At 68.0% G+C, this 20,922-nt stretch carries 19 protein-coding genes and 2 tRNA genes; 19 read left to right on the forward strand and 2 right to left on the reverse strand.

Going from position 1 to position 20,922, the window contains the following annotated elements; all coding sequences use genetic code 11:
• Positions 1 to 103: 103 nt before the first annotated feature.
• Positions 104 to 565 carry a MaoC family dehydratase gene (locus tag IMZ29_RS23500; RefSeq protein ID WP_216185364.1) on the forward strand — a complete coding sequence of 154 codons (462 nt, stop codon included), beginning with the start codon at positions 104 to 106 and terminating at the stop codon, positions 563 to 565.
• Here IMZ29_RS23500 and IMZ29_RS14590 read toward each other — a convergent pair.
• Entirely contained in the window at positions 554 to 3,004 is a 2,451-nt protein-coding gene (locus IMZ29_RS14590; RefSeq protein WP_216185367.1) for a bifunctional acetate--CoA ligase family protein/GNAT family N-acetyltransferase, read from the reverse strand. The genes IMZ29_RS23500 and IMZ29_RS14590 overlap by 12 nt on opposite strands.
• 187 nt (positions 3,005 to 3,191) lie before the next feature.
• Here IMZ29_RS14590 and IMZ29_RS14595 point away from each other — a divergent pair, with 187 nt between their 5' ends.
• Positions 3,192 to 3,836: a YiaD family glycine zipper/OmpA-like lipoprotein gene (locus tag IMZ29_RS14595; protein WP_253207141.1), complete on the forward strand. Its 645-nt coding sequence runs from the start codon at positions 3,192 to 3,194 to the stop codon at positions 3,834 to 3,836.
• A 103-nt stretch (positions 3,837 to 3,939) separates the two neighbouring features.
• Here the strand turns inward: IMZ29_RS14595 and IMZ29_RS14600 are convergent, their stop codons facing one another.
• Positions 3,940 to 5,331 (reverse strand): M20 metallopeptidase family protein, encoded by a 1,392-nt coding sequence (locus tag IMZ29_RS14600; protein WP_253207142.1) that lies wholly within the window; start codon positions 5,329 to 5,331, stop codon positions 3,940 to 3,942.
• 135 nt (positions 5,332 to 5,466) lie between these two features.
• Between IMZ29_RS14600 and IMZ29_RS14605 the strand changes: the two genes are divergently transcribed.
• The 17 genes from IMZ29_RS14605 to IMZ29_RS14680 form a co-directional block, all read left to right on the forward strand.
• A complete protein-coding gene (locus IMZ29_RS14605; protein ID WP_216185373.1) occupies positions 5,467 to 5,919 on the forward strand; it encodes a MaoC family dehydratase in 453 nt (150 codons plus the stop codon).
• A gap of 67 nt (positions 5,920 to 5,986) precedes the next feature.
• Positions 5,987 to 7,402: a glutamate--tRNA ligase gene (gltX, locus tag IMZ29_RS14610; protein ID WP_216185376.1), complete on the forward strand. Its 1,416-nt coding sequence runs from the start codon at positions 5,987 to 5,989 to the stop codon at positions 7,400 to 7,402.
• A 107-nt stretch (positions 7,403 to 7,509) separates the two neighbouring features.
• Positions 7,510 to 7,585: transfer RNA gene (locus IMZ29_RS14615), tRNA-Ala, on the forward strand.
• Between the two features lie 56 nt (positions 7,586 to 7,641).
• Positions 7,642 to 7,717 (forward strand) — tRNA-Glu (locus tag IMZ29_RS14620).
• 238 nt (positions 7,718 to 7,955) lie between these two features.
• Positions 7,956 to 8,912: a Bug family tripartite tricarboxylate transporter substrate binding protein gene (locus IMZ29_RS14625; protein WP_216185379.1), complete on the forward strand. Its 957-nt coding sequence runs from the start codon at positions 7,956 to 7,958 to the stop codon at positions 8,910 to 8,912.
• A 322-nt stretch (positions 8,913 to 9,234) separates the two neighbouring features.
• Complete coding sequence (locus IMZ29_RS14630) at positions 9,235 to 10,497, forward strand: amidohydrolase/deacetylase family metallohydrolase (protein WP_216185382.1); 1,263 nt, start codon at positions 9,235 to 9,237, stop codon at positions 10,495 to 10,497.
• A gap of 9 nt (positions 10,498 to 10,506) precedes the next feature.
• Positions 10,507 to 12,873, forward strand: coding sequence for a xanthine dehydrogenase family protein molybdopterin-binding subunit (locus tag IMZ29_RS14635; protein ID WP_216185385.1), 2,367 nt, complete (start codon positions 10,507 to 10,509; stop codon positions 12,871 to 12,873).
• Positions 12,870 to 13,691, forward strand: a complete 822-nt coding sequence (locus IMZ29_RS14640; protein WP_216185388.1) for an FAD binding domain-containing protein — start codon at positions 12,870 to 12,872, stop codon at positions 13,689 to 13,691. Before IMZ29_RS14635 ends, IMZ29_RS14640 begins: the two co-directional genes overlap by 4 nt.
• Positions 13,681 to 14,199 (forward strand): (2Fe-2S)-binding protein, encoded by a 519-nt coding sequence (locus IMZ29_RS14645; RefSeq protein ID WP_216185391.1) that lies wholly within the window; start codon positions 13,681 to 13,683, stop codon positions 14,197 to 14,199. Before IMZ29_RS14640 ends, IMZ29_RS14645 begins: the two co-directional genes overlap by 11 nt.
• Positions 14,189 to 14,881 (forward strand): SRPBCC family protein, encoded by a 693-nt coding sequence (locus tag IMZ29_RS14650; protein WP_216185394.1) that lies wholly within the window; start codon positions 14,189 to 14,191, stop codon positions 14,879 to 14,881. The genes IMZ29_RS14645 and IMZ29_RS14650 overlap by 11 nt, the downstream gene beginning before the upstream one ends.
• Complete coding sequence (locus IMZ29_RS14655) at positions 14,878 to 15,984, forward strand: oxamate carbamoyltransferase subunit AllG family protein (protein WP_216185397.1); 1,107 nt, start codon at positions 14,878 to 14,880, stop codon at positions 15,982 to 15,984. The genes IMZ29_RS14650 and IMZ29_RS14655 overlap by 4 nt, the downstream gene beginning before the upstream one ends.
• Positions 15,981 to 16,742, forward strand: coding sequence for an SDR family NAD(P)-dependent oxidoreductase (locus tag IMZ29_RS14660; protein WP_216185400.1), 762 nt, complete (start codon positions 15,981 to 15,983; stop codon positions 16,740 to 16,742). Before IMZ29_RS14655 ends, IMZ29_RS14660 begins: the two co-directional genes overlap by 4 nt.
• An 11-nt stretch (positions 16,743 to 16,753) precedes the next feature.
• Positions 16,754 to 17,722 carry an isopenicillin N synthase family dioxygenase gene (locus IMZ29_RS14665; RefSeq protein WP_216185403.1) on the forward strand — a complete coding sequence of 323 codons (969 nt, stop codon included), beginning with the start codon at positions 16,754 to 16,756 and terminating at the stop codon, positions 17,720 to 17,722.
• A gap of 46 nt (positions 17,723 to 17,768) precedes the next feature.
• Entirely contained in the window at positions 17,769 to 18,917 is a 1,149-nt protein-coding gene (locus tag IMZ29_RS14670) for an ABC transporter substrate-binding protein (protein ID WP_216185406.1), read from the forward strand.
• A gap of 90 nt (positions 18,918 to 19,007) precedes the next feature.
• Positions 19,008 to 19,880, forward strand: coding sequence for a branched-chain amino acid ABC transporter permease (locus IMZ29_RS14675; RefSeq protein WP_216185410.1), 873 nt, complete (start codon positions 19,008 to 19,010; stop codon positions 19,878 to 19,880).
• A complete protein-coding gene (locus IMZ29_RS22825) occupies positions 19,880 to 20,275 on the forward strand; it encodes an ABC transporter permease subunit (protein WP_253207143.1) in 396 nt (131 codons plus the stop codon). Before IMZ29_RS14675 ends, IMZ29_RS22825 begins: the two co-directional genes overlap by 1 nt.
• Positions 20,170 to 20,922: branched-chain amino acid ABC transporter permease (locus IMZ29_RS14680; protein WP_253207149.1), on the forward strand; the 753-nt coding region annotated here is incomplete at its 3' end. The genes IMZ29_RS22825 and IMZ29_RS14680, both read left to right, overlap by 106 nt.

A 20,922-nucleotide genomic window follows, 5' to 3' on the forward strand; every position in this document is an offset into this window, starting at 1 on the left:
TCGGGTATGCTGAATACCGGTCGGCCACCGGATCCGTTCGCCGAGCGCCGCACGTGCGGGATGCGCTCCGGGAGCGTCTCCTCGCCAGCGACGGAGAAGCATCATGAACAAGCGCTATTACTACGAAGATTTCCTGGGCGACGGCTTGCAGGACGTCGGCAGCTTCTCATTCACGGAAGACGAGGTCATCGCCTTTGCCAGCCAGTTCGATCCCCAGAGCTTTCACACGGATCGGGACGCCGCGGCGCATTCCATCTATGGCGGCCTGATCGCCAGTGGCTGGCACACCTGCTCGCGCACGATGCGCCTCATGTGCGATGCGTATCTGCTCGAGACGGCCAGCAGCGGCTCGCCCGGCGTGGAGAACATCTCCTGGATCAAGCCCGTGCGCCCGGGGGACGTCATCCAGGTGCGCCGCACCACGCTTGAGCATCGGCTCTCGCGCAGCCATCCTGGCCGCGGGCTGGTGCTGTCGGAGTTCACCCTGACCAACCAGCAGGGCGAGAAAGTGATGACCATGCGGGCATGGTCCATGATCCAGTCCCGCGAGACGCTATCCGCGTAGGGGCGCGGAGCTGGCGGGTTCGGCAGACAGGTCCAGCCAGATCCGACGCATGCTCGGATCATCGGGATAGCGCTCGTTGCGGAACCCCAGGCTCGTCATGAGCTTGATCATCGGGCGATTGGTGGCGAGCACGCTGCCTTCCAGATACGCCAGGCCCTGTTCGCGCGCCGCCTGGATCAAGGCACGCATCAGGGCCGGCCCCAGGCGCCGGCGTTGCCAGTCGTCGGCAATGGCCAGCGCATACTCGGCGCCTACCCCATCCGCGTTGCGCAGATAGTGCGCGAGTCCGATCACGATCTCCTGAGGATGACCCCGGTGCAGCGGATTGGGCTGCTGCACCGTGGCCACGAAGGCCACTTCGCGGTCGTAGTCGATCTGCGTGTAGCGGGCCAGCATGCGAGGCGGCAGTTCGCGCAGGGCTGACACGAAGCGCATGTAGCGGGATTGTTCCGACAATTCGCGCACGAAGGCCTGCAGCGGTTCCGCGTCCTCGGGGCGGATCGGGCGCAGCGTCCAGTCCGTGCCGTCATCGAATCGCTGTGGACGTACCCACCGGGTGGGGTAGGGCGCGATCGCCAGGTGCGGATGCCCGGCGCGGCGCGCTGCCGGCTGCGCGGTCAATCGCAACTGGGCGCCGTGGATGCGGATGCGGGTCTCGTCCAGCCAGACGGGCTCCAGCGTCGCCTCGGCCAGATCCGGCAGGGCGACGGCAAGCTCGGAAAAGGCGATCAGGACGTCTTCCAGCGCGTTCTGCGCCACCGGGGCGAGTTGCTGCAGCAGCCCCACGCTCGCGAGCGGACTGCGCTCCATCAGTCGTTGTGCCAGAAAACCGTTGAGCGGCACGAGCTCGAGCCCGGCGCTGGATGCCGAGGGCCAGGCGTCCGCCGTGCTCACGCTCAACACGGGCCCGAACACGGCGTCGCGCACGATGCGCAGGCGGGCGAGCGCTGCGCCCTCGGGCAGCGGTTCGTCGGCATGCACCGTGAGGCCGACGCTGGCCAGGACTCGCGAGGTGGCCTCAGCATCGAGCAGACATCGGCCGTCGGCCCGGGTCGCGTCGATGACCGCTTCGGCGGCAGCGACATCCACGGGGGCCGCCAGGCCTTCGGGCGGCTGCGTCTGCAGCAGCAGCTGCTGGTTGTAGTGAAAGCGCGCGATCTGGCCGAAGGCGTCGGTGGCCGTCTCCGGGGTGCGGAACGCGGGCACGCCCGCGCGCGCCATGCGGTCGCGCAGGCCGCGCATGGAGGCGTCGCCCATGAGACAGGTGACCACCGGCTTGCGCGCCTGGCCGACGAGCGTGCAGAGCGCATCCACGATGCCGGGCAGATCGCTGCGCACGTCGGGGGTGAGCAGGACGAGCACGCCATCCACGTTGGGGTCGCCCAGCAGGTGCTTGAGGGCACCGGCCACACTCTCGGGCGTGAGCGGCGCGCGTTCGATGACGGGGTTGGCCGTCTGCGCATCTGGCGACAGGCTCTGCGTGAGCAGGGCTCGCGTGTCCGGGGCGAGGGTAGCGCCGCCGATGGCGTGCTGCAGCACCATCAGATCCTGGGCGAGCCTGACCTGACCCTCGCCGTTCGCGAAGAACGCCACGCGCCGCCCGCGCGGGCGGCTGAACTGGTTGAGCGCCTTGATCGTGGAGAAAAGCTGCACGAAGAACTGCACGCGCAGCGCGCCGGCACGTCGCAGCGCGGTGTCAAAGACGGTATCCGGAGGCAACGGCGCGCCGGGCGGGCCGGGCTGTGCGCGTCCGGGACGCAGCACCACGACCGGCTTGGCGCTGGCGGCCGCGCGCAGCGCACTCATGAACGCCCGGGCTTCACCGATGTGCTCTACATAGAGCGCGATGCTGTCGGTATGGGGATCCGACGCCAGGAAGTCGAGCAGCCGAGGCAGGTTGGCGCGGTCGCCTTCGTCTAGCGACACCGCCAGCGAGAACGCCGTGCGGCTGTCGTCGGCCCAGTCCATGACGGCCGCCATGATGGCGCGCGATTGTGCAACGAGTGCCACCCGGCCTGCCTTGGCAAGGGTAGGGTGCAGGCTCGCATTGAGCCCGGCATGCGGTCTTTGCATGCCGAGCGAGTGTGGGCCGATGAGCACGCAATCGTGCTCGTTCGCCCATTTTTCGCAGAGCGTTGACTGAAGTTGGCCTTGCGTGCGCCCGTGAACGATCGCCGCACGCGGTGCCACGGTCGAGAGCAGGCGCAGTGCTTGCTCTAGCTCATCCGGCGCGACCCAGACGATCGCCAGATCCGGACGGTCGCCAGGTGCCACGCCGTTGAGCGCTGGAAGGCTCATGCCCCCGGCGGCGCTGAACACCGCCTCTGTCGTGAACGCCGCGAGTCGCTCAGGCAGGGAGGTGCTCAGCGGCAACGGATACCGGCTGACCAGGATGACCGATTTCGGATCGAACAGCGGAGAAAGGGCGTGGCGAAGCATGGCGAGGTGGGCAAGGCAACGGCCTGTATCGTCACCGTAGTAGGGCAGGACAGCTGGGACAAGCCATCTGCCTGTTTATTTTGTTGCAGGCGGTATCGAATGGTTCCACAGTCGAGCATCGCTTTCAATCAATAATCCATCCGTCGGTAACAAGTTGAACCGCGTTTTTCCGAGAAGGAGAATGACCATGAAGAAGACTGTTTCGCTGCGTCTCGTGACGTTGCTCGCCGCCGGTGCGGTGCTGGCCGGCTGCGCCACCCAGCAAGGCAACCAGACCGCCGTCGGCACGGGTGCCGGTGCCGCTCTGGGTGCCGGGCTCGGTGCGCTGATCGGTGACAGCAGCCGCGCGGCCGCGATCGGCGCCGGCATCGGCGCTGTGGCCGGTGGTGTCGCAGGCTACAACTGGAACCGCATCACCGGCCAGATCAACCAGTCGGGCGCCAGCAACATGGGCATCGACGTGGCCGAGCAGCCGGACGGCTCGCTGAAGGTCAATGTGCCCAGCACGGTGTCCTTCGACACCGACAGCTACACCCTCAAGCCGCAACTGCGTCCGGTGCTCGACACCGTGGCCCAGTCGCTCAACGAGAACCCGCAGCTTCGCGCCAAGGTCGTCGGCCACACCGACAGCACCGGCCAGGCCGCCTACAACCAGACCCTGTCCGAGAACCGCGCGCGCAGCGTGGTGAACTACCTGGCTCGCCAGGGCGTGGCGCAAACGCGCCTGAGCTCGGAAGGCCGTGGTCAGAACGATCCGATCGCCGACAACGGCTCGGCCGCCGGCCGTGCCGAGAACCGTCGCGTCGAGATCTACCTGTACGCCACGCAGTAAGCTGCATGTGGGAGCTGGCTTCGCGGCCAGCCCCCCGGCGCACGGAACGCCAGTGGCGATCTGCAACGCCCACCGCATCGCGGTGGGCGTTTTGCTCTCAGGCTCAGCGGGCCTGACGGCTTTCCAGCTGGGCAATGGTGGCACCGGTCAGCGCCCGCGTCCCGATGCGCAGGGCCGATTCATCAATGGCAAAGTCCGTCGAATGATTTGGTGCGCCGGGCTTGTCGCCGTTGGGCGAGGCGTTGAGGTTCCAGAACACCACCGGCACGCCCGTCGAGCCGAATGAGCCGAAGTCTTCCGAGCCCATGGTGGGCGGCATCTCCGTGGCCTTGTCCGGGCCAGCTGCAGCCTTCAAGGCCGACACGATGGCGGCCGTGGCCGCCGGGTCGTTCTTCAGCACTTCGTAGCCCGTGTCGATGCGCACGTCGGCCGTCATGCCGTAGCTCTCGGCGATCTTCTCCGCCCGCAGGCGGATCTGATCATGCGCGATCTTCTGGCCGCGCACCGACAGCGAACGCACCGTGCCCCCGATCTCGGCCGTGTCCGGCAGGATGTTCACCCGGTTGCCGCTTTGCAGCAGGCCCACCGTCACCACCGTCGGACCATCCGGATCCATGGGGTTGAGCCGGTGCGAGGCGATGTTCTGCAGGCCGAGGACGATCTCCGCGGCCGCGAGCGTCGGTGTGTTCGATGTCCATGGGCTGGAGCCGTGACCGCCTTTGCCGTTGATCGTGATGTTGAAGGCATCGCCGCTGGCCATCATCGCGCCCTGGCGGTATCGCAGGGAGCCCGACGGCGCCTGGGCGTTGATGTGTTGCCCCATCACCACGTCCACCTTGGGATTGTCCAGGACGCCTGCGTCCATCATGGCCTTGGCGCCGCTGGGCACCGGGCCGGGGCCAAGCTCCTCGGCGGGCTGGAAGAGGAAGACAACCGTGCCGGGCAGGTCGGCCCGCATCTCCGACAAGGCCTTGGCCGCGCCCAGCAGCATCGCGACGTGGGTGTCGTGGCCGCACGCGTGCGACACGTAGGTCTCCTGGCCGCGCCATTGCGCCTTGACCTGCGAGCGGAAGCGAAAGTCGGCGTTCTCGCGCACGGGCAGCGCATCCATGTCGGCACGCAGGGCCACCACGGGGCCGGGCTTGCCGCCCTTGAGCACGGCCTTGATCCCGGTCTTGGCAACGCCGGTCTGGATCTCGATGCCCGGCATCTGCCCCAGGGCCTCGGCGATGTAGCGCGCGGTGTTGACCTCCTCGTAGGACAGCTCCGGGTTGGCGTGGATGTGCCGGCGCCACTCGATGACCTGGTTCTCCGTGGCGTCGGCCAGGCTCAGCGCGCGCGCGAGCAGGGCGCTCTGCGTGGCGGCCGGTGCCGCCTGGGTCGTGCCGGGCGTGGTGCTCATCCCCATCGTGGCCGTGGGCGTCGCGGCCCAGGCCACGGGCGCCAGCAGAGCGGCCAGCGCCAGGGCGCGGGCCAGATGAGTGGGCTTGTGCATGTGATGCCTCCTCGTGGGTGGAACACGGTGTCTGGCACCGCGCTCATGGAGTGTACCGAGTGTTCGATTCGTTGCGTCAACGCCCGTGCATGCTGGTATTGTTGTCGTTCCGATAATTCCAACGAGGAGCAAACCATGCGGGTGTTCGAGTCATTCACGGAGCTGGAGTCGCTGGTCGGCCAGGAACTGGCCACGAGCGATTGGCTCACCATCGAGCAATCGCGCATCGATCAGTTCGCGCAAGCCACCGGCGATCACCAGTGGATCCATTGCGATCCCAAGCAGGCCGCCGAAGGCCCGTATGGCACCACCATCGCCCACGGCTTCCTGACCCTGGCGTTGCTGCCGGCGCTCACCGCCACGGCCTACAAGATCGGCGCGGGTCGCATGGGCATCAACTACGGCCTGAACAAGGTGCGCTTTCCGGCACCCGTGCCCGTGGGCAGCAAGGTGCGCGCGACCTTCGTGCTGAAGGCACTCGAGAAGCTGGACAACGACGGCATGCAATTGACCGTGACGGCCACCATCGAGCGCGAGGGCGGTGACAAGCCCGTGTGCGTGGCCGAGACGCTGGCCCGCCGTTACTGAGGCAAGCGCGCCGAAGGGGGGCACGGCGGGTGTGATCCGGGGCTGTGGCGTCTTACAATACGCGCCCATGAGCACCGACATCTCCTCTCCGGTCCGCACGCGCTTCGCGCCGTCGCCCACCGGCTTTCTGCACCTGGGCGGCGCGCGTACCGCGCTGTTTTCCTGGGCCTTCGCCCGTCATCTGGGCGGCACCTTCATTCTTCGCGTCGAAGATACGGACGTCCAGCGTTCCACGCCCGAGGCCGTGCAGGCCATCCTGGATGGCATGGCATGGCTGGGCCTGACCCATGACGAGGGCCCCTTCTATCAGATGCAGCACATGGACCGCTACCGCGAGGTGGTGGGCCAGATGCTGGCGTCTGGCCAGGCGTACCACTGCTACAGCACGCCCGAGGAAGTCGAGGCCATGCGTGAGCTGGCGCGCGCCGAAGGGCGCAAGCCGCGCTACGACGGCACGTGGCGCCCGGAGCCGGGCAAGACCCTGCCGGCCGTGCCCGCAGGCCGCGACCCGGTGGTGCGCTTTCGCAACCCGCAGGACGGCGAGGTCAGCTGGAACGACCTGGTCAAGGGCCCCATCGCGATCGCCAACGCCGAGCTCGACGATCTCATCATCGCGCGCGCCGACGGCACGCCGACCTACAACTTCTGCGTGGTGGTCGACGACTGGGACATGCGCATCACCCACGTGATCCGTGGTGATGACCACGTCAACAACACCCCGCGCCAGATCAACATCCTGCGTGCCCTGGGTGCCGAGCCGCCGATCTATGGCCACGTGCCGATGATTCTCGGCCCGGACGGCGACAAGCTTTCCAAGCGCCATGGCGCCGTGAGCGTGATGCAGTACGACGAACAGGGCTACCTGCCCGAGGCCATGGTGAACTACCTGGCCCGCCTGGGCTGGAGCCATGGCGACGACGAACTCTTCACCCGCGAGCAGCTGGTGTCCTGGTTCGATGGGGCGCACCTGTCGCGCTCCGCGGCGCAGTGGGATCCCAAGAAGCTCAACTGGGTGAATGCGCACTACCTGCGTCAGCTGCCGGCCGACGAGCTCGCTGCCCGGGTGGCACCGCGCATCGTCGCACGCGGTGGCGTGATCGAAGGCAATGCGCCCTTGGCCGACGTGCTCGCGCTGCTGGCGCCGCGCGCCGAGACGCTGGAGCAACTGGCCGACGAGGCCATGCTGTTCTATCGCCCGTTCGACCCGTCGGCCACGCCGCCTGAACTCGTCGAGCAACACCTCACGCCGGAAGCCCGCGCCCTGCTGCGCGAGTTCGCTGCCGACACGGCAGAGATCGACTGGACGCCCGAAGCCCTTTCCGCCGCCATGAAAACGCTGTTGGCACGGCACGGTCTGAAGATGCCGAAACTGGGCATTCCGTTGCGCGTGGCCGTCACCGGCCAGGCCCAGACACCGGCCGTTGATGCCGTGCTCGCCCTGCTCGGAAAAAATATTGTGCAAAAGCGCTTGCACAACATCTAAACCTGGGGCATAATTCAATTCTTCGCAGGGCAAGCAGTGAAGCGCAAGCGACACAGCGATGAAAACAGCAGGCAACTGACGTTTGAATCGTGCGGGCCCAACGGAATGGGGGTATAGCTCAGCTGGGAGAGCGCTTGCATGGCATGCAAGAGGTCATCGGTTCGATCCCGTTTACCTCCACCACTTCGATGCAGTTTGTCGAATCCGCCGCGAAGTTGCAGTTCAATGTTGTACGTCCTGTCCCCTTCGTCTAGAGGCCTAGGACATCACCCTTTCACGGTGAGTACAGGGGTTCGAATCCCCTAGGGGACGCCAAGGATTTCCCAGCGAATCCGGGCATCAGCACTACCTAGCAGTACATCGACATGGCCGCGCAAGCGGCCATTGTTGTTTCTGCCGTTCCTGTGATTCCGTCTCGTCGCTTCGTCTGCGACAAACCCTCCGTTTCAGAGATCCGGCCACGCTCGCGCTGGCGTCGGCCTACGATGGTGTCACCTTGCGCCGCCCGGGCCTGCCTCGACGCGCGTGCATGACAACAACGAACGGAGACGCCATGCCATTGCCCCGCCTCTTGACCACGGTCGCCCTCGCGGCCCTGCCCTGGACGGTGCTCGCTGCCGATTGGCCCACACGACCCGTGACCATGGTGGTGCCCGCTGCCCCCGGGGGCACCACGGACATCGCAGCCCGGCTTCTGGCCGACCGCATGAGTCAGTCACTCGGGCAGACGGTGCTCGTGGAGAACCGGGCAGGGGCGGGCGGCGTGATCGGCACGGGGGCGGTGGCGCGGGCCAAACCCGACTGCCACACCATTCTCATGGGCAACATCGGGCCGCTGGCCAGCAACTACAGCCTGTATCGCGAACTGCCCTATGGACCGGACGCCTTCGCGCCCATCAAGAACGTGTTGCTCGTGCCCAACATCCTGGTGGTGAACCAGGATTCGCTCCTCACGTCTGTCGAACAGCTCGTGGCGCAAGGCAAGGGCAAGGCTCTCACCATGGCCACCTCGGGCATCGGGCAGTCGCCGCACATGTCCACCGAGATGTTCAAGCAGCGCACAGGCATCGATGCCACCCTCATCCCGCATTCGGGCGCGGCGCCAGCGGTGACGGCGCTGCTCGGCGGCCAGGTGGACGCCATGATCGACAACCTGCCGAGTTCGCTGCCGCACGTGCAGAGTGGCCGATTCCGTGCGCTGGCGGTAACGAGTGCCGAGCGCGTGGCGGAGTTACCCGACGTGCCCACGATGGCCGAGGCCGGCGTGCCGGACATGGTCGTGTCGGCATGGTTCGGCCTGGTCGCCCCGGCAGGCACGCCACAGCCGGTGATCGATCGGCTGTACGACGCTGCATCCGGAGCACTGAAAGAACCTCAGGTACGCGAGCGCATCGCGGCGCTTGGTGCCATCCCCGGCGGCGAGCCGCCCGCGGAATACGGCGCGTTCATCCAGCGCGAGCGCGAGACCTGGCGCAAGATCGTGGAAGCCGCTGGCATGCCGAAGCAGTGACCGTGGGCGCGTAGCAAAGGTTCGCGACACACCGGACATCGATCCACCCAATGGACCGTCCCGCCCGACTCATCGTCGGGTCATGTCGGTCAAAAAGGTGGTATGCCACGTTTTGCTTCATCGTGGTGCGCGCGCACGGCAAGTCTGGCCGATCTGGTGCATGGCCAGATCAGGGCGACGGATAGTTGTGTGGTGTACCACTTATTTGATTTAAGAATTTCTCTTTTTAGTACAAAGGCTTGCGAGGCGCGGGCGAAAAATAATCGAAAAATGGCATGCCTGTTGCATGACGCTGTGCACATCACGCTGCACAGAGGACGTCATGGCAACCCAGGTACTGCTAGGCGGCCGGATCATCGATCCGGCCCATCAGATCGACCGCGTCGGGGATCTGGTCATCGTCGACGGCCGGGTGGCCGGTATCGATGTCGCCTACGACGCGAGCGCCACCCGTATCGACTGCCGGGGCAACCTTGTCCTGCCGGGGTTGATTGACACCCATGCGCACGTCTACCGGTACGTGACGGGCCGCTTCGGCCTGGATGCCGATACCTGTGGCGTGCATTCGGGCGTCACGACCCTAGTGGACCAGGGCGGCCCGAGCTGCATCACCATCCCCGGCTTTCGCCACTATGTGGCAGCACCCGCCAAGTCGCGCGTGAAGGCTTTCATCTCGGCGTATCTGGTGGGCGGGCTGGAAGGCCACTACTACCCTGAGCTATACCGTCCCGGCTGCCTGGACGTGGACGCCACCGTGGATTCGGCGCTGGCCAATCGCGATCTGGTGCGCGGCATCAAGGCGCACGCGGAGATCGGCGGTTTCGAGCGTTGGGGCCTGGACGTGATGCGCCTGGCCGCCGAGGTTGGCCGGCAGGCCGACCTGCCGGTGTACATCCACTTCGGCCAGCTCTGGCCGTCGCCCACCGAGAACCGCCTGCCAGTGGACCCGGACACCATCTTCACGCAGGTGCTGGATCTGGTGAAGCCGGGCGACGTGCTCGCCCACCCATTCAGCCGGCATCCTGGCGGTTTCGTGAGCACCAGCGGCGAGGTCCACCCCCTCGTGACCGAGGCGGTGGCGCGCGGTGTGCGCATCGACGTCGGCCATGGCTCGCACTTCAGCTTCGCCATGGCGCGTCAGGTGCTGGGAGCCGGCTTCGTGCCCGACACGCTGGGCGCGGACATGCATGGCTACAACACGCGCGTGCCGCCGCCGCCGGGTACGCCCGCCATTCACCCCGATGAGGGCGACCACATGTTCGCGGGCGCCGTGCGGTTCTCGCTGGTGTCGGCCATGACGAGCATGCTGGCGCTGGGCCTGTCGCTCGAACAGGTCGTGCCGATGGTGACGACCCACGCCGCGCGCCTGCTGCAGATGGAAGACGAGATCGGCCACCTGGGCTTGGGCGCGGTCGCCGATGTGTCCGTACTCCACGACGAGCGCGGCAAGTGGACGCTGCGCGACAACGAGGGCAACCAGGCGGTGACGAGCCAGTACCTGCGTCCCCGCTTCTGCCTGCGCGCGGGCGAGCGCTTTGACGCGGACGCGGGCATCCTGCCACAGCCGCAGTCCCTCGCCGCCTGAGGCCCCGCCATGACCCAAGCCCACCCCAACGTGCTGGACAAAGGCATCGGTGCACGCCTGTCGCGCAAGGAGGATGCGCGTTTTCTGACCGGACGCGGCCAGTACGTCGGCGATCTGCGCATGCCGGACATGCTCGATGTGGCGTTCGTGCGCTCGCCGCTCGCCCACGCCCGCATCCAGGGCGTGGACAAGCCCGAGGGGCTCGAGCACCTGGTGTTCACCTGGCAGGACCTGGCGGGGGTCAAGCCGATTCTGGCGGCCTCGGGTCTGCCCGGCTTTCGCACCTCCCTGCAATACCCGCTCGCCCACGACAAGGTGCGCTTCGTGGGCGAGATGGTGGCCATGTGCGTGGCGCCCACGCGCGCGCAGGCCGAGGACATCGCGGACCAGGTGCTGGTCGATTACGCCGAGCTGCCCGTGGTGGCCGACATGCGCATGGCGCTGGACGATGCGAGTCCGACCCGGCTGCATGAGGCGTGGGATGCCAATGTCTTTCTCGAGACCCAGGTGCAGCGTGGCGAGCCCGTGGCCGCATCCGATGGCGTGCGCGTGTCCCGGCAATTGAGCACGTCGCGCCAGTGCATGATGCCGCTCGAGGGCCGTGGCGTGTTGTGCTGGTGGGACAGCCGCCTTGACCAGCTCGTGATGACCAGTGCGGCGCAACTGCCGCACATCAACCGCACGGGGCTGGCCGAGTGCCTGGGGCTGGACGAGGGCCAGATTCGCGTCGTCTCGCCCGACGTGGGCGGCGGCTTTGGCTACAAGGGGCTGCTGCTGCCGGAGGAGATCTGCTGTGCGTGGCTGGCCATGCACCTGGGCCGGCCCATCCGCTGGCTGGAGGATCGCCGCGAGCACCTGGGCGCCAACGCCAACTGCCGTGAGCACGCGTACGACATCACCGTGCAGGTGAGTGCCGAGGGCGTGCTGACCGGCATCGAATGCGATGCCGTGGTGGACTCGGGCGCGTATTCGTCCTATCCGTTCTCGGCCTGTCTGGAGGCAGCCCAGGTGGGCTCGATCCTGCCAGGGCCCTATCGGATGGCACATTTTCAGTGCCGTACCCGCTCGGCGGCCACGAACAAGCCGCCGATCCTGCCCTACCGTGGCGTGGCGCGCACCGGGGTGTGCTTTGCGCTCGAAGTCATGCTGGACTTCGCCGCGCGCGAGCTGGGCATCGAGCCCTACGAACTGCGCGAGCGCAGCCTGGTGCGGCGCGAGGACATGCCGTTCACCAACATCACGGGCAAGACCTTCGATTCGGGCGACTACGCGCTCGCCATGCGGCGTGCCGTTGAGACGTTGGGCTGGCGCGGCTGGCGCGAACGTCAGCACGCGCACCAGGGCGGCGGCGCCGTGCCTCAGCGGCGCATCGGCCTGGGCCTTGCGGTGTTCTGCGAGCAGGGCGCGCACGGCACGTCGGTGTATCACGGCTGGGGCATCCCGATGGTACCGGGCTACGAGCAATGCCACGTGCGCATGACAGCCGACGGCGTGCTGGAAGTCCAGGTGGGCATCCACTCGCACGGCCAGGGCCTGGAGACCACGCTGGCCCAGGTGGCGCACAGCGTCCTGTCGATCGATCCCGCGCGCGTGCGCGTGCTGCATGGGGATACCGCCACCTCGCCATACTCCACGGGCACCTGGGGCTCGCGCTGCGCCGTGATGGCGGGCGGTGCAGTGGGTACAGCCTGCGAGGCGCTGGGTGCGCGTCTGCGTACCATCGCCGCCGGGCTGCTGCAGGTGGATGCGGAATCGCTGGTGTTCGCCGACGGCGGCGTGCAGGTGCCGGGCGGTGCCGCCCTGTCGCTGAACGAGATCGCCCACACCTGGTATCGCGCGCCGCAGCGGCTGCCCGCAGGCGTGGACCCGGGGGGCCTTGCCCTGACGGCGGGCTACCGCATGCAGCCCGATGGCGGCACCTTCAGCTACGCCTGCCACGCCTGCGCGGTGGAAGTCGATACCGCCACGGGCCTGGTGCGCCTGCTCGACTATGCCGTCTGCGAGGACGGCGGCGTGCTGCTCAATCCGATGATCGTCGAAGGCCAGTTGCTGGGCGGGCTCGCCCAGGGCATCGGCACGGCGCTCTACGAGGAGATGCCCTTCGACGCCGAAGGCCAGCCGCTGGCCTCCACGCTGGCCGACTACATGATTCCCGGCGCAGGCGAAATGCCGACTGTGCGGCTGGATCATCTGGAAACGCCCAGCCCGTTCAGCAAGTTCGGGCAGAAGGGCATCGGCGAGGGCGGCGCCATTGCGCCGCCAGCGGCCATCGTCAACGCCATCAACGACGCGCTCGCTGGTATCGGGGCGCAACTGCTGAGCGTGCCGGCAAGTCCTGCGCGCGTGCTGACCGCTATCCGGGAGGCTCGCGCATGAAAGCGCCTTTGTACGACCTGGACCGCGCCGCGAGTCTGGACGAGGCCGTCACGCTGCTCGCGCGCGACGCGTTCTTCAAGCCCATCGCGGGTGGCCAGTCGCTGGGCGCGATGCTCAACCTGCGCCTGGCCCGGCCCGAGCGCCTCATCGACCTGGATGCCTTGCCTGCGCTGCGCGAGGCCCATCTGACCGACGGTGGGCTGGTGCTCGGGGCGATGGTGACGCACGCGGCGCTGGAGGATGGGCGCGTGCCGGACGTCACCCACGGCATGCTCGCGCAAGTAGCGCGCGGCATCGCCTATCGCGCCGTGCGCAACCGCGGCACCGTGGGCGGCAGCCTGTGTCACGCCGATCCCGCTGCCGATTGGGTCAGCGCGATGGCAGCCATGGGGGCGACGTGCGTGCTGCGCGGCGCCCAAGGCGAGCGCCACGTGCCGGCCTCGGCGTTCCTGCGCTCGGCCTTCGAGCCTGACGTCGAGCCTGCCGAAGTGCTCACTGCCGTGCGCATTCCGGCCTTCGGCGCGGGAGCGCGCTGGGGTTATCGCAAGCATTGTCGCAAGACCGGTGAGTTCGCCATGGCCATCGTGGCCGGCCTGCACGACCCCCAACGCGGCATCGAACGCCTGGTCTTCGGCGCGTTGGACGGTGCACCCCAGGTGATCGAGGGCGCGGGCCTGCTCGCCGGCCTGGCGCGTGCCACCGCGCGACAGGACCTGATCGCCAGCGCGGGTCTTGCCACCCCGGTGGACCGTGCCGCGCTGCATCTGGACCTGCTCGGCAGTGTCCTCACCGATCTCGGAGTTGCCCATGAAGACTGAACTGCGTCTGCCCGCCACGCGCGACGCGACGATCCGCCTTCGGGTGAACGGCATCGAGCACGCGGTGCGCTGCGAGCCGCGCACCCATCTGGCCGATGCCTTGCGCGAGCACTGTGGGCTCACCGCCACGCACATTGGCTGCGAGCACGGAGTGTGCGGTGCCTGCACGGTCGAGGTCGACGGCGCGCCGCAACGTGCCTGCCTGCAGTCCGCGCAGCGCTTCGAGGGCAAGGCCATCGCCACGCTCGAGGGCATGGACGATGACCCGCTCAACGTCGCGCTGCGCCAGGCGTTCACGGAGAACCATGCGCTGCAGTGCGGCTACTGCACGCCCGGCATGCTCATCACCGCGCGCGACATCGTGCGGCGCCTGCCGCAGGCCGACGAGGCCCGCATCCGCGAGGAACTCGCGGGCAACCTGTGCCGGTGTACCGGCTACCAGGGCATCGTGCGCGCCATCCAGCACGTGCTCAAGACCTACCGTCATGAGGCTTCACATGCAGCTTGACCAGACATTCACCGTGACGGCGTCGCCCGACGCCGTGTGGTCCGCGTTCCACGATCCCGTGCTACTGGTGGCCTGCCTGCCGGGCGCGTCCTTGCGCGGCGAAGCCCAGGGCAACCGCCTGCCGCTCCTGTTCAAGGTCAAGCTCGGTCCGATCGCCGCGGCATTCGCGGGCGAAGGCGAGGTGCACCTGGATGAGGCGGCGCGCACTGGGCGCTTCGCGGGTCAGGCTGCCGACCCACGCAGCAATAGTCGCGTCAAGGGCGAGGCGAGCTTTGCCGTGGCCCCGGCTGGCGAGGGTACCCAGGTGACAGTGGCCGTGACCTTCACCATCACCGGCTCGCTCGCGCAGTTCAGCCGCGAGGGCATCGTGCGCGCGCTGGCCGAGCAGCTCACCCGCCAGTTTGCCGACAACCTGCAGGCCGAACTGGCGGCAGAACCGGTCAGCGCGCCGGCCGGGCCTGTCAAGGTGACACCCCCGGACGCCGATACGGCGCAGGCGTTGGGCCTCGCGGCGGCGGCCGGCCATGGCGCCATGCCCTGGGCCGTGGACACCGCGGTCGTGGCGCCGCCTGCGCCGCGCTCGTCGCGTGCGGCAGCCGCACCGTCGATCAACCTCCTGGCGCTGCTCGGCGCGCTGTGCCGCACGTACTGGCACAAGCTCATTGGCAGGAAGGCATCGTGAGCGCAGCCGATCCCTCCCGCATCTTCGCGGGCGCCAGCCTGCGCGACGTGCGCAGCCGTCGCGAACTGCTGCCGGCGCTGGGCGAGGACGTCCTGTTGCACGCGGGCCCGCCTTATGCGCCGGGGGCCAGGGTGCCGCAGGCGGTGCTGCACGCCGCTGCCTGGGCCTGTGTGCACGACGGGTTGGCCAAGTGCTTCGCCGAGGGGCTGGCCGCCGTGGCGACGGGGCAGGTGCGCCTGGCGCCCGCCCAGGATCACGGTGTGGTGACGCCACTCGCTCAGGTGGTCTCGGCCGGCATGCCGCTGGTGGTGGTGGGCGATGGCGCCACCGCCTGCTACGCACCGTTGGCCGAGGCGCCAGCGCCCGCGCTGCGCTTCGGATCTCCAGACGGTCAATGTGTGGACAACATGCGTGAGCTGGGCGCCTGGGCGTGCGACGCGCTGGCGCCGTTCCTGCGCGGCGCGCCGGTGGCCCTCGGGCCCATCATCGCGGCCGCCCTGGCGGCGGGTGAGGAATGCCACGCCCTGACCGCGGCGGCCCACGCCGGCCTGATCGCCCGGCTGGACGATCCGGCCCTGAGGGCCGATGCGCGACTGGCCACCAATCCAGGCTTCGTCTTGACGCCCCTCATGGCGGCGGCCGCCTGGGTGCTGGATAGCCGTGAACACGGCCTTGCCGCCATCGGCGGCAACGGTGTGCGCTTTGGCGTGCGGGCGCGGGGGGCCACCCGCTGGCATGACGTGCCGGCTACCGCGCCGGTCGGCACCCGGTTCCCGGTGGCGCCGGACGATGCCGTGCTGGGGGCCATTGGCGACAGCGCCGTGCTCGACGCGTGCGGTCTGGGCGGCCAGGCGCTGCGACGGGCGCCCGCGCTCGTGTCCGCCTGGGCGGACAGCCTGCCCGCGGACTGGGCCGAGCGAGCGGAGGCGGTGCTTGGCGCCGACGGCGTGCTCGACCCCGCGCGCATCCTGACTCACGGCAAGGGCCCGCTGATCCATCTGGCGATGGTCGGTGCCGGCACGGCCGCGGGTCTGCTGGGCCGGGGTTTCTATGTCCCCCCTGTGTCGCTCTTCGAACCCCTCATCCAGGAGATCCCCGCATGAACCCGGTCAAACCGCGCCCCGTGGCCATCGTGACGGGGGCTGCCAGCGGCATTGGCTTTGCCATCGCCCGCCATCTGGCCCAGCAGGATTACGCCGTGGTCATCGCGGATCGCCAGGACGCTGCGACGGCCGCTGCGCGGCTGGCCGAGACCGGGGCGCAGGTCCATGGTCACGCCGTGGACGTCGCCGACGAGCAGGCGGTGGCCGATCTGGTGGCCGCGACCGAGGCCCGCTTCGGCCGGCTCGACGCCCTGGTCAACAACGCCGGCATCTATGCCTCGCTGGTGCCCAAGCCGTTCTCCTCGCTCACGCTGGCCGAGTGGCGCGCCGTGTTCGAGGTGAACGTGTTCGGCTTGTTCACCTGCTGCCGCGAGGCCGCGCCAGCCTTCCAGCGTGCCGGTGGCGGAGCCATCGTCAACATCGCCTCTGGCGTGGCCTTCAAGGGCAACCCATTGATGGCACATTACGTCGCGAGCAAAGGGGCGGTGGTCTCGCTTACGCGGGCGCTGGCCACAGAAATGGGCGCCGACGGCGTGCGGGTCAACAGTGTGGCGCCTGGCTTCACGCTGAGCGATGGCGTCCATGCCAATCCCACGCTGGTCGCAGGCGTCAAGGGCCCCTCGCTCAAGGGGCGCGTGCTTGCGCGCGACATGCTGCCCGACGACTTGGTGGGCGCCGTCGCGTTCCTGGCGGGCCCGGGCGCCGGCTTCATCACCGGACAGACGCTCGTCGTCGACGGCGGCGCGTACTTTCACTGAGGCGGCGCATCATGCAAACGAGCATTCCTGTCATCGATCTCGCACCTGCACTGGCGGGCGACGCCGCCGAGCGTCTGCGCGTCGGCCGCCTGATCGACGAGACCTGCACGCGCATCGGCTTTTTCACCATCCGTGGGCATGGCGTGGACCCGGCGCTGATCGCGCGCCTGCGCGCGCAGTCCTATGCCTTCTTCAATCAGCCGCTGGCCGAGAAGCGCCGCATGGCACCGGCCGACGCGGACATTCCGCGCGGCTATCGCGGCCTGGGGTTCGAGGCCTTGTCCGCCGGCAACGACGCGGGCCGCGCGCCGGACATCAAGGAGTATTACCACTTCGGCCGCGAGCGCTGGCCGCAGACGCCTTACTACACCGAGGGCGAGGGCCGACGCTACTTCATTCCCAACGTCTGGCCCGAGACCCCCGCCGACTGGAGCGCCACGGCCGAGCAGTACTACCTCGCCCTGGAGGCTCTGACGGCCGAGATGATGCGGCTGGCCGCGCTGGGTCTGGGCCTGCCGGAGGAATTCTTCACCGACAAGATCGACCGCCACATCACGGCCATGCGCATCAACCACTACCCGGTGCAGCCGCATCCGCCGGCGCCCGGACAACTGCGCGCGGGTGCTCACACCGATTACGGGCTGCTCACCATCCTGAACGGTGAGAACGTGCCGGGCGGACTGCAGGTGCGCACGCGCGACGGTGACTGGATCGACGTGGAGACCGCGCCCGACACCTTCGTCGTGAACATTGGCGATCTGCTCATGCGCTGGACCAACGACCGCTGGGTCTCCAACACGCACCGGGTGGCCAATGCGCCCGATGACGGCCCCCAGCGCGCGCGTCTGTCGATCGCCTTCTTTCATCACCCGAACTACGACGCGCGCATCGCGTGCGTGGCGCCCGAAGGCCAGGCGAAGTATCCGCCGGTCGGCTCGGGTGAGTACCGCGACCTGAAGTACCGGCAGACCCGAGTCTAGCCGTTGAGCCCGAAGTGCCCGTTCCTCTCGAATCCCGGAGCCTGTCATGTTCAAGTCCCTGCCCCTGTTGCCCGCCGCGGCCCTCGGCGTCCTCTTGGCCGTCCCCGCCCTGGCGCAGCCCATCAAGATCGGCATGTCCCAGCCCCTGACCGGGCCAGTCGCCGCCTCGGGTACCTATGTCGCCAACGGTGCGCGTCTGGCCGTCGAGCACCTGAACGCCAACGGTGGCGTACTGGGCCAGCCCCTCGAACTCATCGTCGAGGACAACAAGTCCAACCCGCGCGAAGCGGTCAATGCGGCCGAGAAGCTCATTTTGCGTGACAAGGTGCCGGTCATGATCGGTGCCTGGGGCTCGACCTTCACGCTCGCCACGCTGCCCAAGCTCGAGGAGTACGGCGTGCCGTTGGTGGTGGAGACCGCGTCGTCCAGCAAGGTCACCACGGCGGGCAACCCATGGGTGTTCCGCATCAGCCCGACCTCGAAGATGGAGGCGCTGGCCTTCGCGCAGAAGCTCGCGAGCTTTGATCCGCCCATCAAGCAGGTGGATTTCCTGTCCGTGAACAACGACTGGGGCTTGGGCGCGGCCACCGAGTTCGAGGCCATGCTCAAGACCCACGGTATCGCGGTGGGCCGCAAGGAGACCGTCTCGCCCGATGCGACGGACCTGTCGGCACAATTGGCGGCGTTGCGCAACACGGGCAGCGACTCGCTCATCGTCACCTCGGGTGTCGAGCAATTGACCCTGGCGATTCGCCAGGCCTCCGAGCAACGCCTCAAGCAGCGCGTCATCACCACTGGCGGCTCGTTCCCCGAGCAGTTGCTCGAGCACCCCGCACCGGCTGGCTACGTGAGCACGCACCTGCTCTTCTTTTCGCCCTGGACGGTGGACAAGGCGGTGCACCCGGAAGTGGCCAAGGCCTACGTCGCGGGCTGGGAGCAGAAGAAGCTGCCGTTTCCCGGGCTGACGGAAGGCTTTCGCGGGTATGACGCGGTGCTGACCGTGGCCAAGGCGATCGAGCTGGCCGGCAAGGCCGAGCCGGCCGCCATTCGCGACGCGCTCTGGAAGACCCAGGTGGCGGGCGTCAATGGCGACATCGCCTTCGAGAAGGATGGCCCGCAGGGCAAGGAAAGCGGCCAGAACGCGCCGAACATCTACGTGGTCAAGCTCGCCGACGGCAAGGTCACTGAACAGTAAGCGCGCAGGCGCGACGGCCGCCGCGCAGGCGGCGGCCCAGCGGGCGCGGCCATGTCGCGCCCCTGTGACGCACCGCTTCGGAGAACGCTCTTGGATCAAGTACTACAGCATGCGGTCAACGGCCTGGTGTTGGGCGCGACCTATGCGCTGCTGGGCATCGGCCTGACCCTGGTGTTCGGCATCATGCGCGTGGTCAATTTCGCGCATGGCGAACTCTACGCGCTGGGCGCCTATGCCGCGTACGCCCTGGTGTCGCTCGTGCACCTGGATTTCTTCACCACGCTGCTCGCGGCCGCCGCCATCGGGTTTCTGTTCGGCTGGGCGGTGGAGTTCTTCCTGCTGCGCCGGTGCAATCTGCAGCACATGGACGAGGTCATGCTCATCATGATCGGTGTCATGATCGTGATGCAGAACGCGCAGCTGCTGATGTGGGGTGGGGTGGGCAAGGTCGTGCCCACGCCATTCTCGCAGGCGCCACTGGTGTTCGGCAGCGTGGCGATATCGCCCACCCGGCTCTTCGTGCTGTGCGCGGCCATCGTGCTGCTCGTCGCATGCTATCTGCTCATCGAACGCACCCGGCTGGGCATGGCCATGCGCGCCACCTTCCAGGATCGCGACGCGGCCAAGATCGTGGGTGTGAACGTGTCGCGCATCTACACGCTCACCTTCGCCCTGGGCGCAAGCCTGGCCGCGGTCACGGGTGCGCTGCTCGCGCCGATCTTCATGGTCACGCCCACCATGGGCGATCTGGCAAGCCTGAAGGCGTTTGCCATCGTCATTCTCGGCGGGCTGGGCAACATCGCGGGCGCGGCACTCGGTGGCTTTGCGCTGGCCATGATCGAGGAGTTCGGCGCGGGCTTCATCTCCACGGCCTATCGCGACGCCATGGGCTTTGTCGTCATCCTGGTGGTCATGCTGTTGCGGCCCCAGGGTCTGTTCACTGTCAAAGAAAGGGTAGGCTGATGCCACATCGCCTCACATTCCTGGTCTGCGTGGCTGCGCTCGCCGTGCTGCCGCTGCTCTGGCCTTCGCCCTACGGGCTGTCGGTGATCGCTGCCGCCGGCATCATGATCATCGCCGCGATCAGCCTGAATCTGCTGCTGGGCTTTGCCGGGCAACTGAGCCTGGGCCAGGCCGCCTTCTTCGGCATCGGGGCCTACACCAGTGCGCTGCTGTCGCTGGGCTTTGACGTGAGCCTGGGCTTTGGCGCGCCCTGGTGGTCGAGCCCAAGCCGGTGTGGTTCGCCTTTGGCATGGGCATCGTGGTGGCTGGCGTGTTCGGCTGGCTGGTGGGCAAGTTGGCGTTTCGTGTGCGCGGCGCGTATTTCGTCATCGTCACCATCAGCTTCGCGCAGGTGATGCGCATGGTCGCGCTCAACTGGGTGGATCTCACCGAAGGGCCGATGGCATTGAACGCCATCCCGCCGCTCACCTTCTGGGTGCCGGGCGAAGGCGTGATCAACCTCGTGAGCAAGGCCTCCACGTACTGGCTGGTGCTGGCCGCTGGCGTCGTGGCCTATGTGCTGGTGGCGCGCCTGGTGCACAGCCGCGCCGGACGGGCCATCATCGCGTTGCGCGAGAACGAGACACTGGCCAAATCGATCGGCATTCCGGTCACCCGCTACCTGGTGGTCGCCTCGGTGCTGTCGGCGGCGATCGCCGGTGCCGCTGGCGGGCTGTATGCGCACACGGTGCGCATCATCGACCCGGACGTGTTCCTCTTCATTTACACCATCACCATGGTCATCATGGTGATCGCCGGTGGCAAGGGCACGCTGGCAGGCCCGGTCGTGGGCGGCATCCTGTTCGGTCTGCTGCCCGAGCTGCTGCGCGGGGTGGTGGCGCCCGAGGTCCAATGGATGCTCTACGGCGCGCTCATGATTCTCATCCTGCTCTTTCTGCCGCGCGGCATCGTGCCTGCCTTCGCGCGCCTCGTGCCAAGCCGCCGCGTGAAGGCTGCGCCACCCGCCGGTCCCGGCGGTCCTGCCGCGCCAGGCCACCGCGCG

Source organism: Verticiella alkaliphila (assembly GCF_018904615.1).
In the GTDB taxonomy this organism is placed as follows: Bacteria; Pseudomonadota; Gammaproteobacteria; order Burkholderiales; family Burkholderiaceae_B; genus Verticiella; species Verticiella alkaliphila.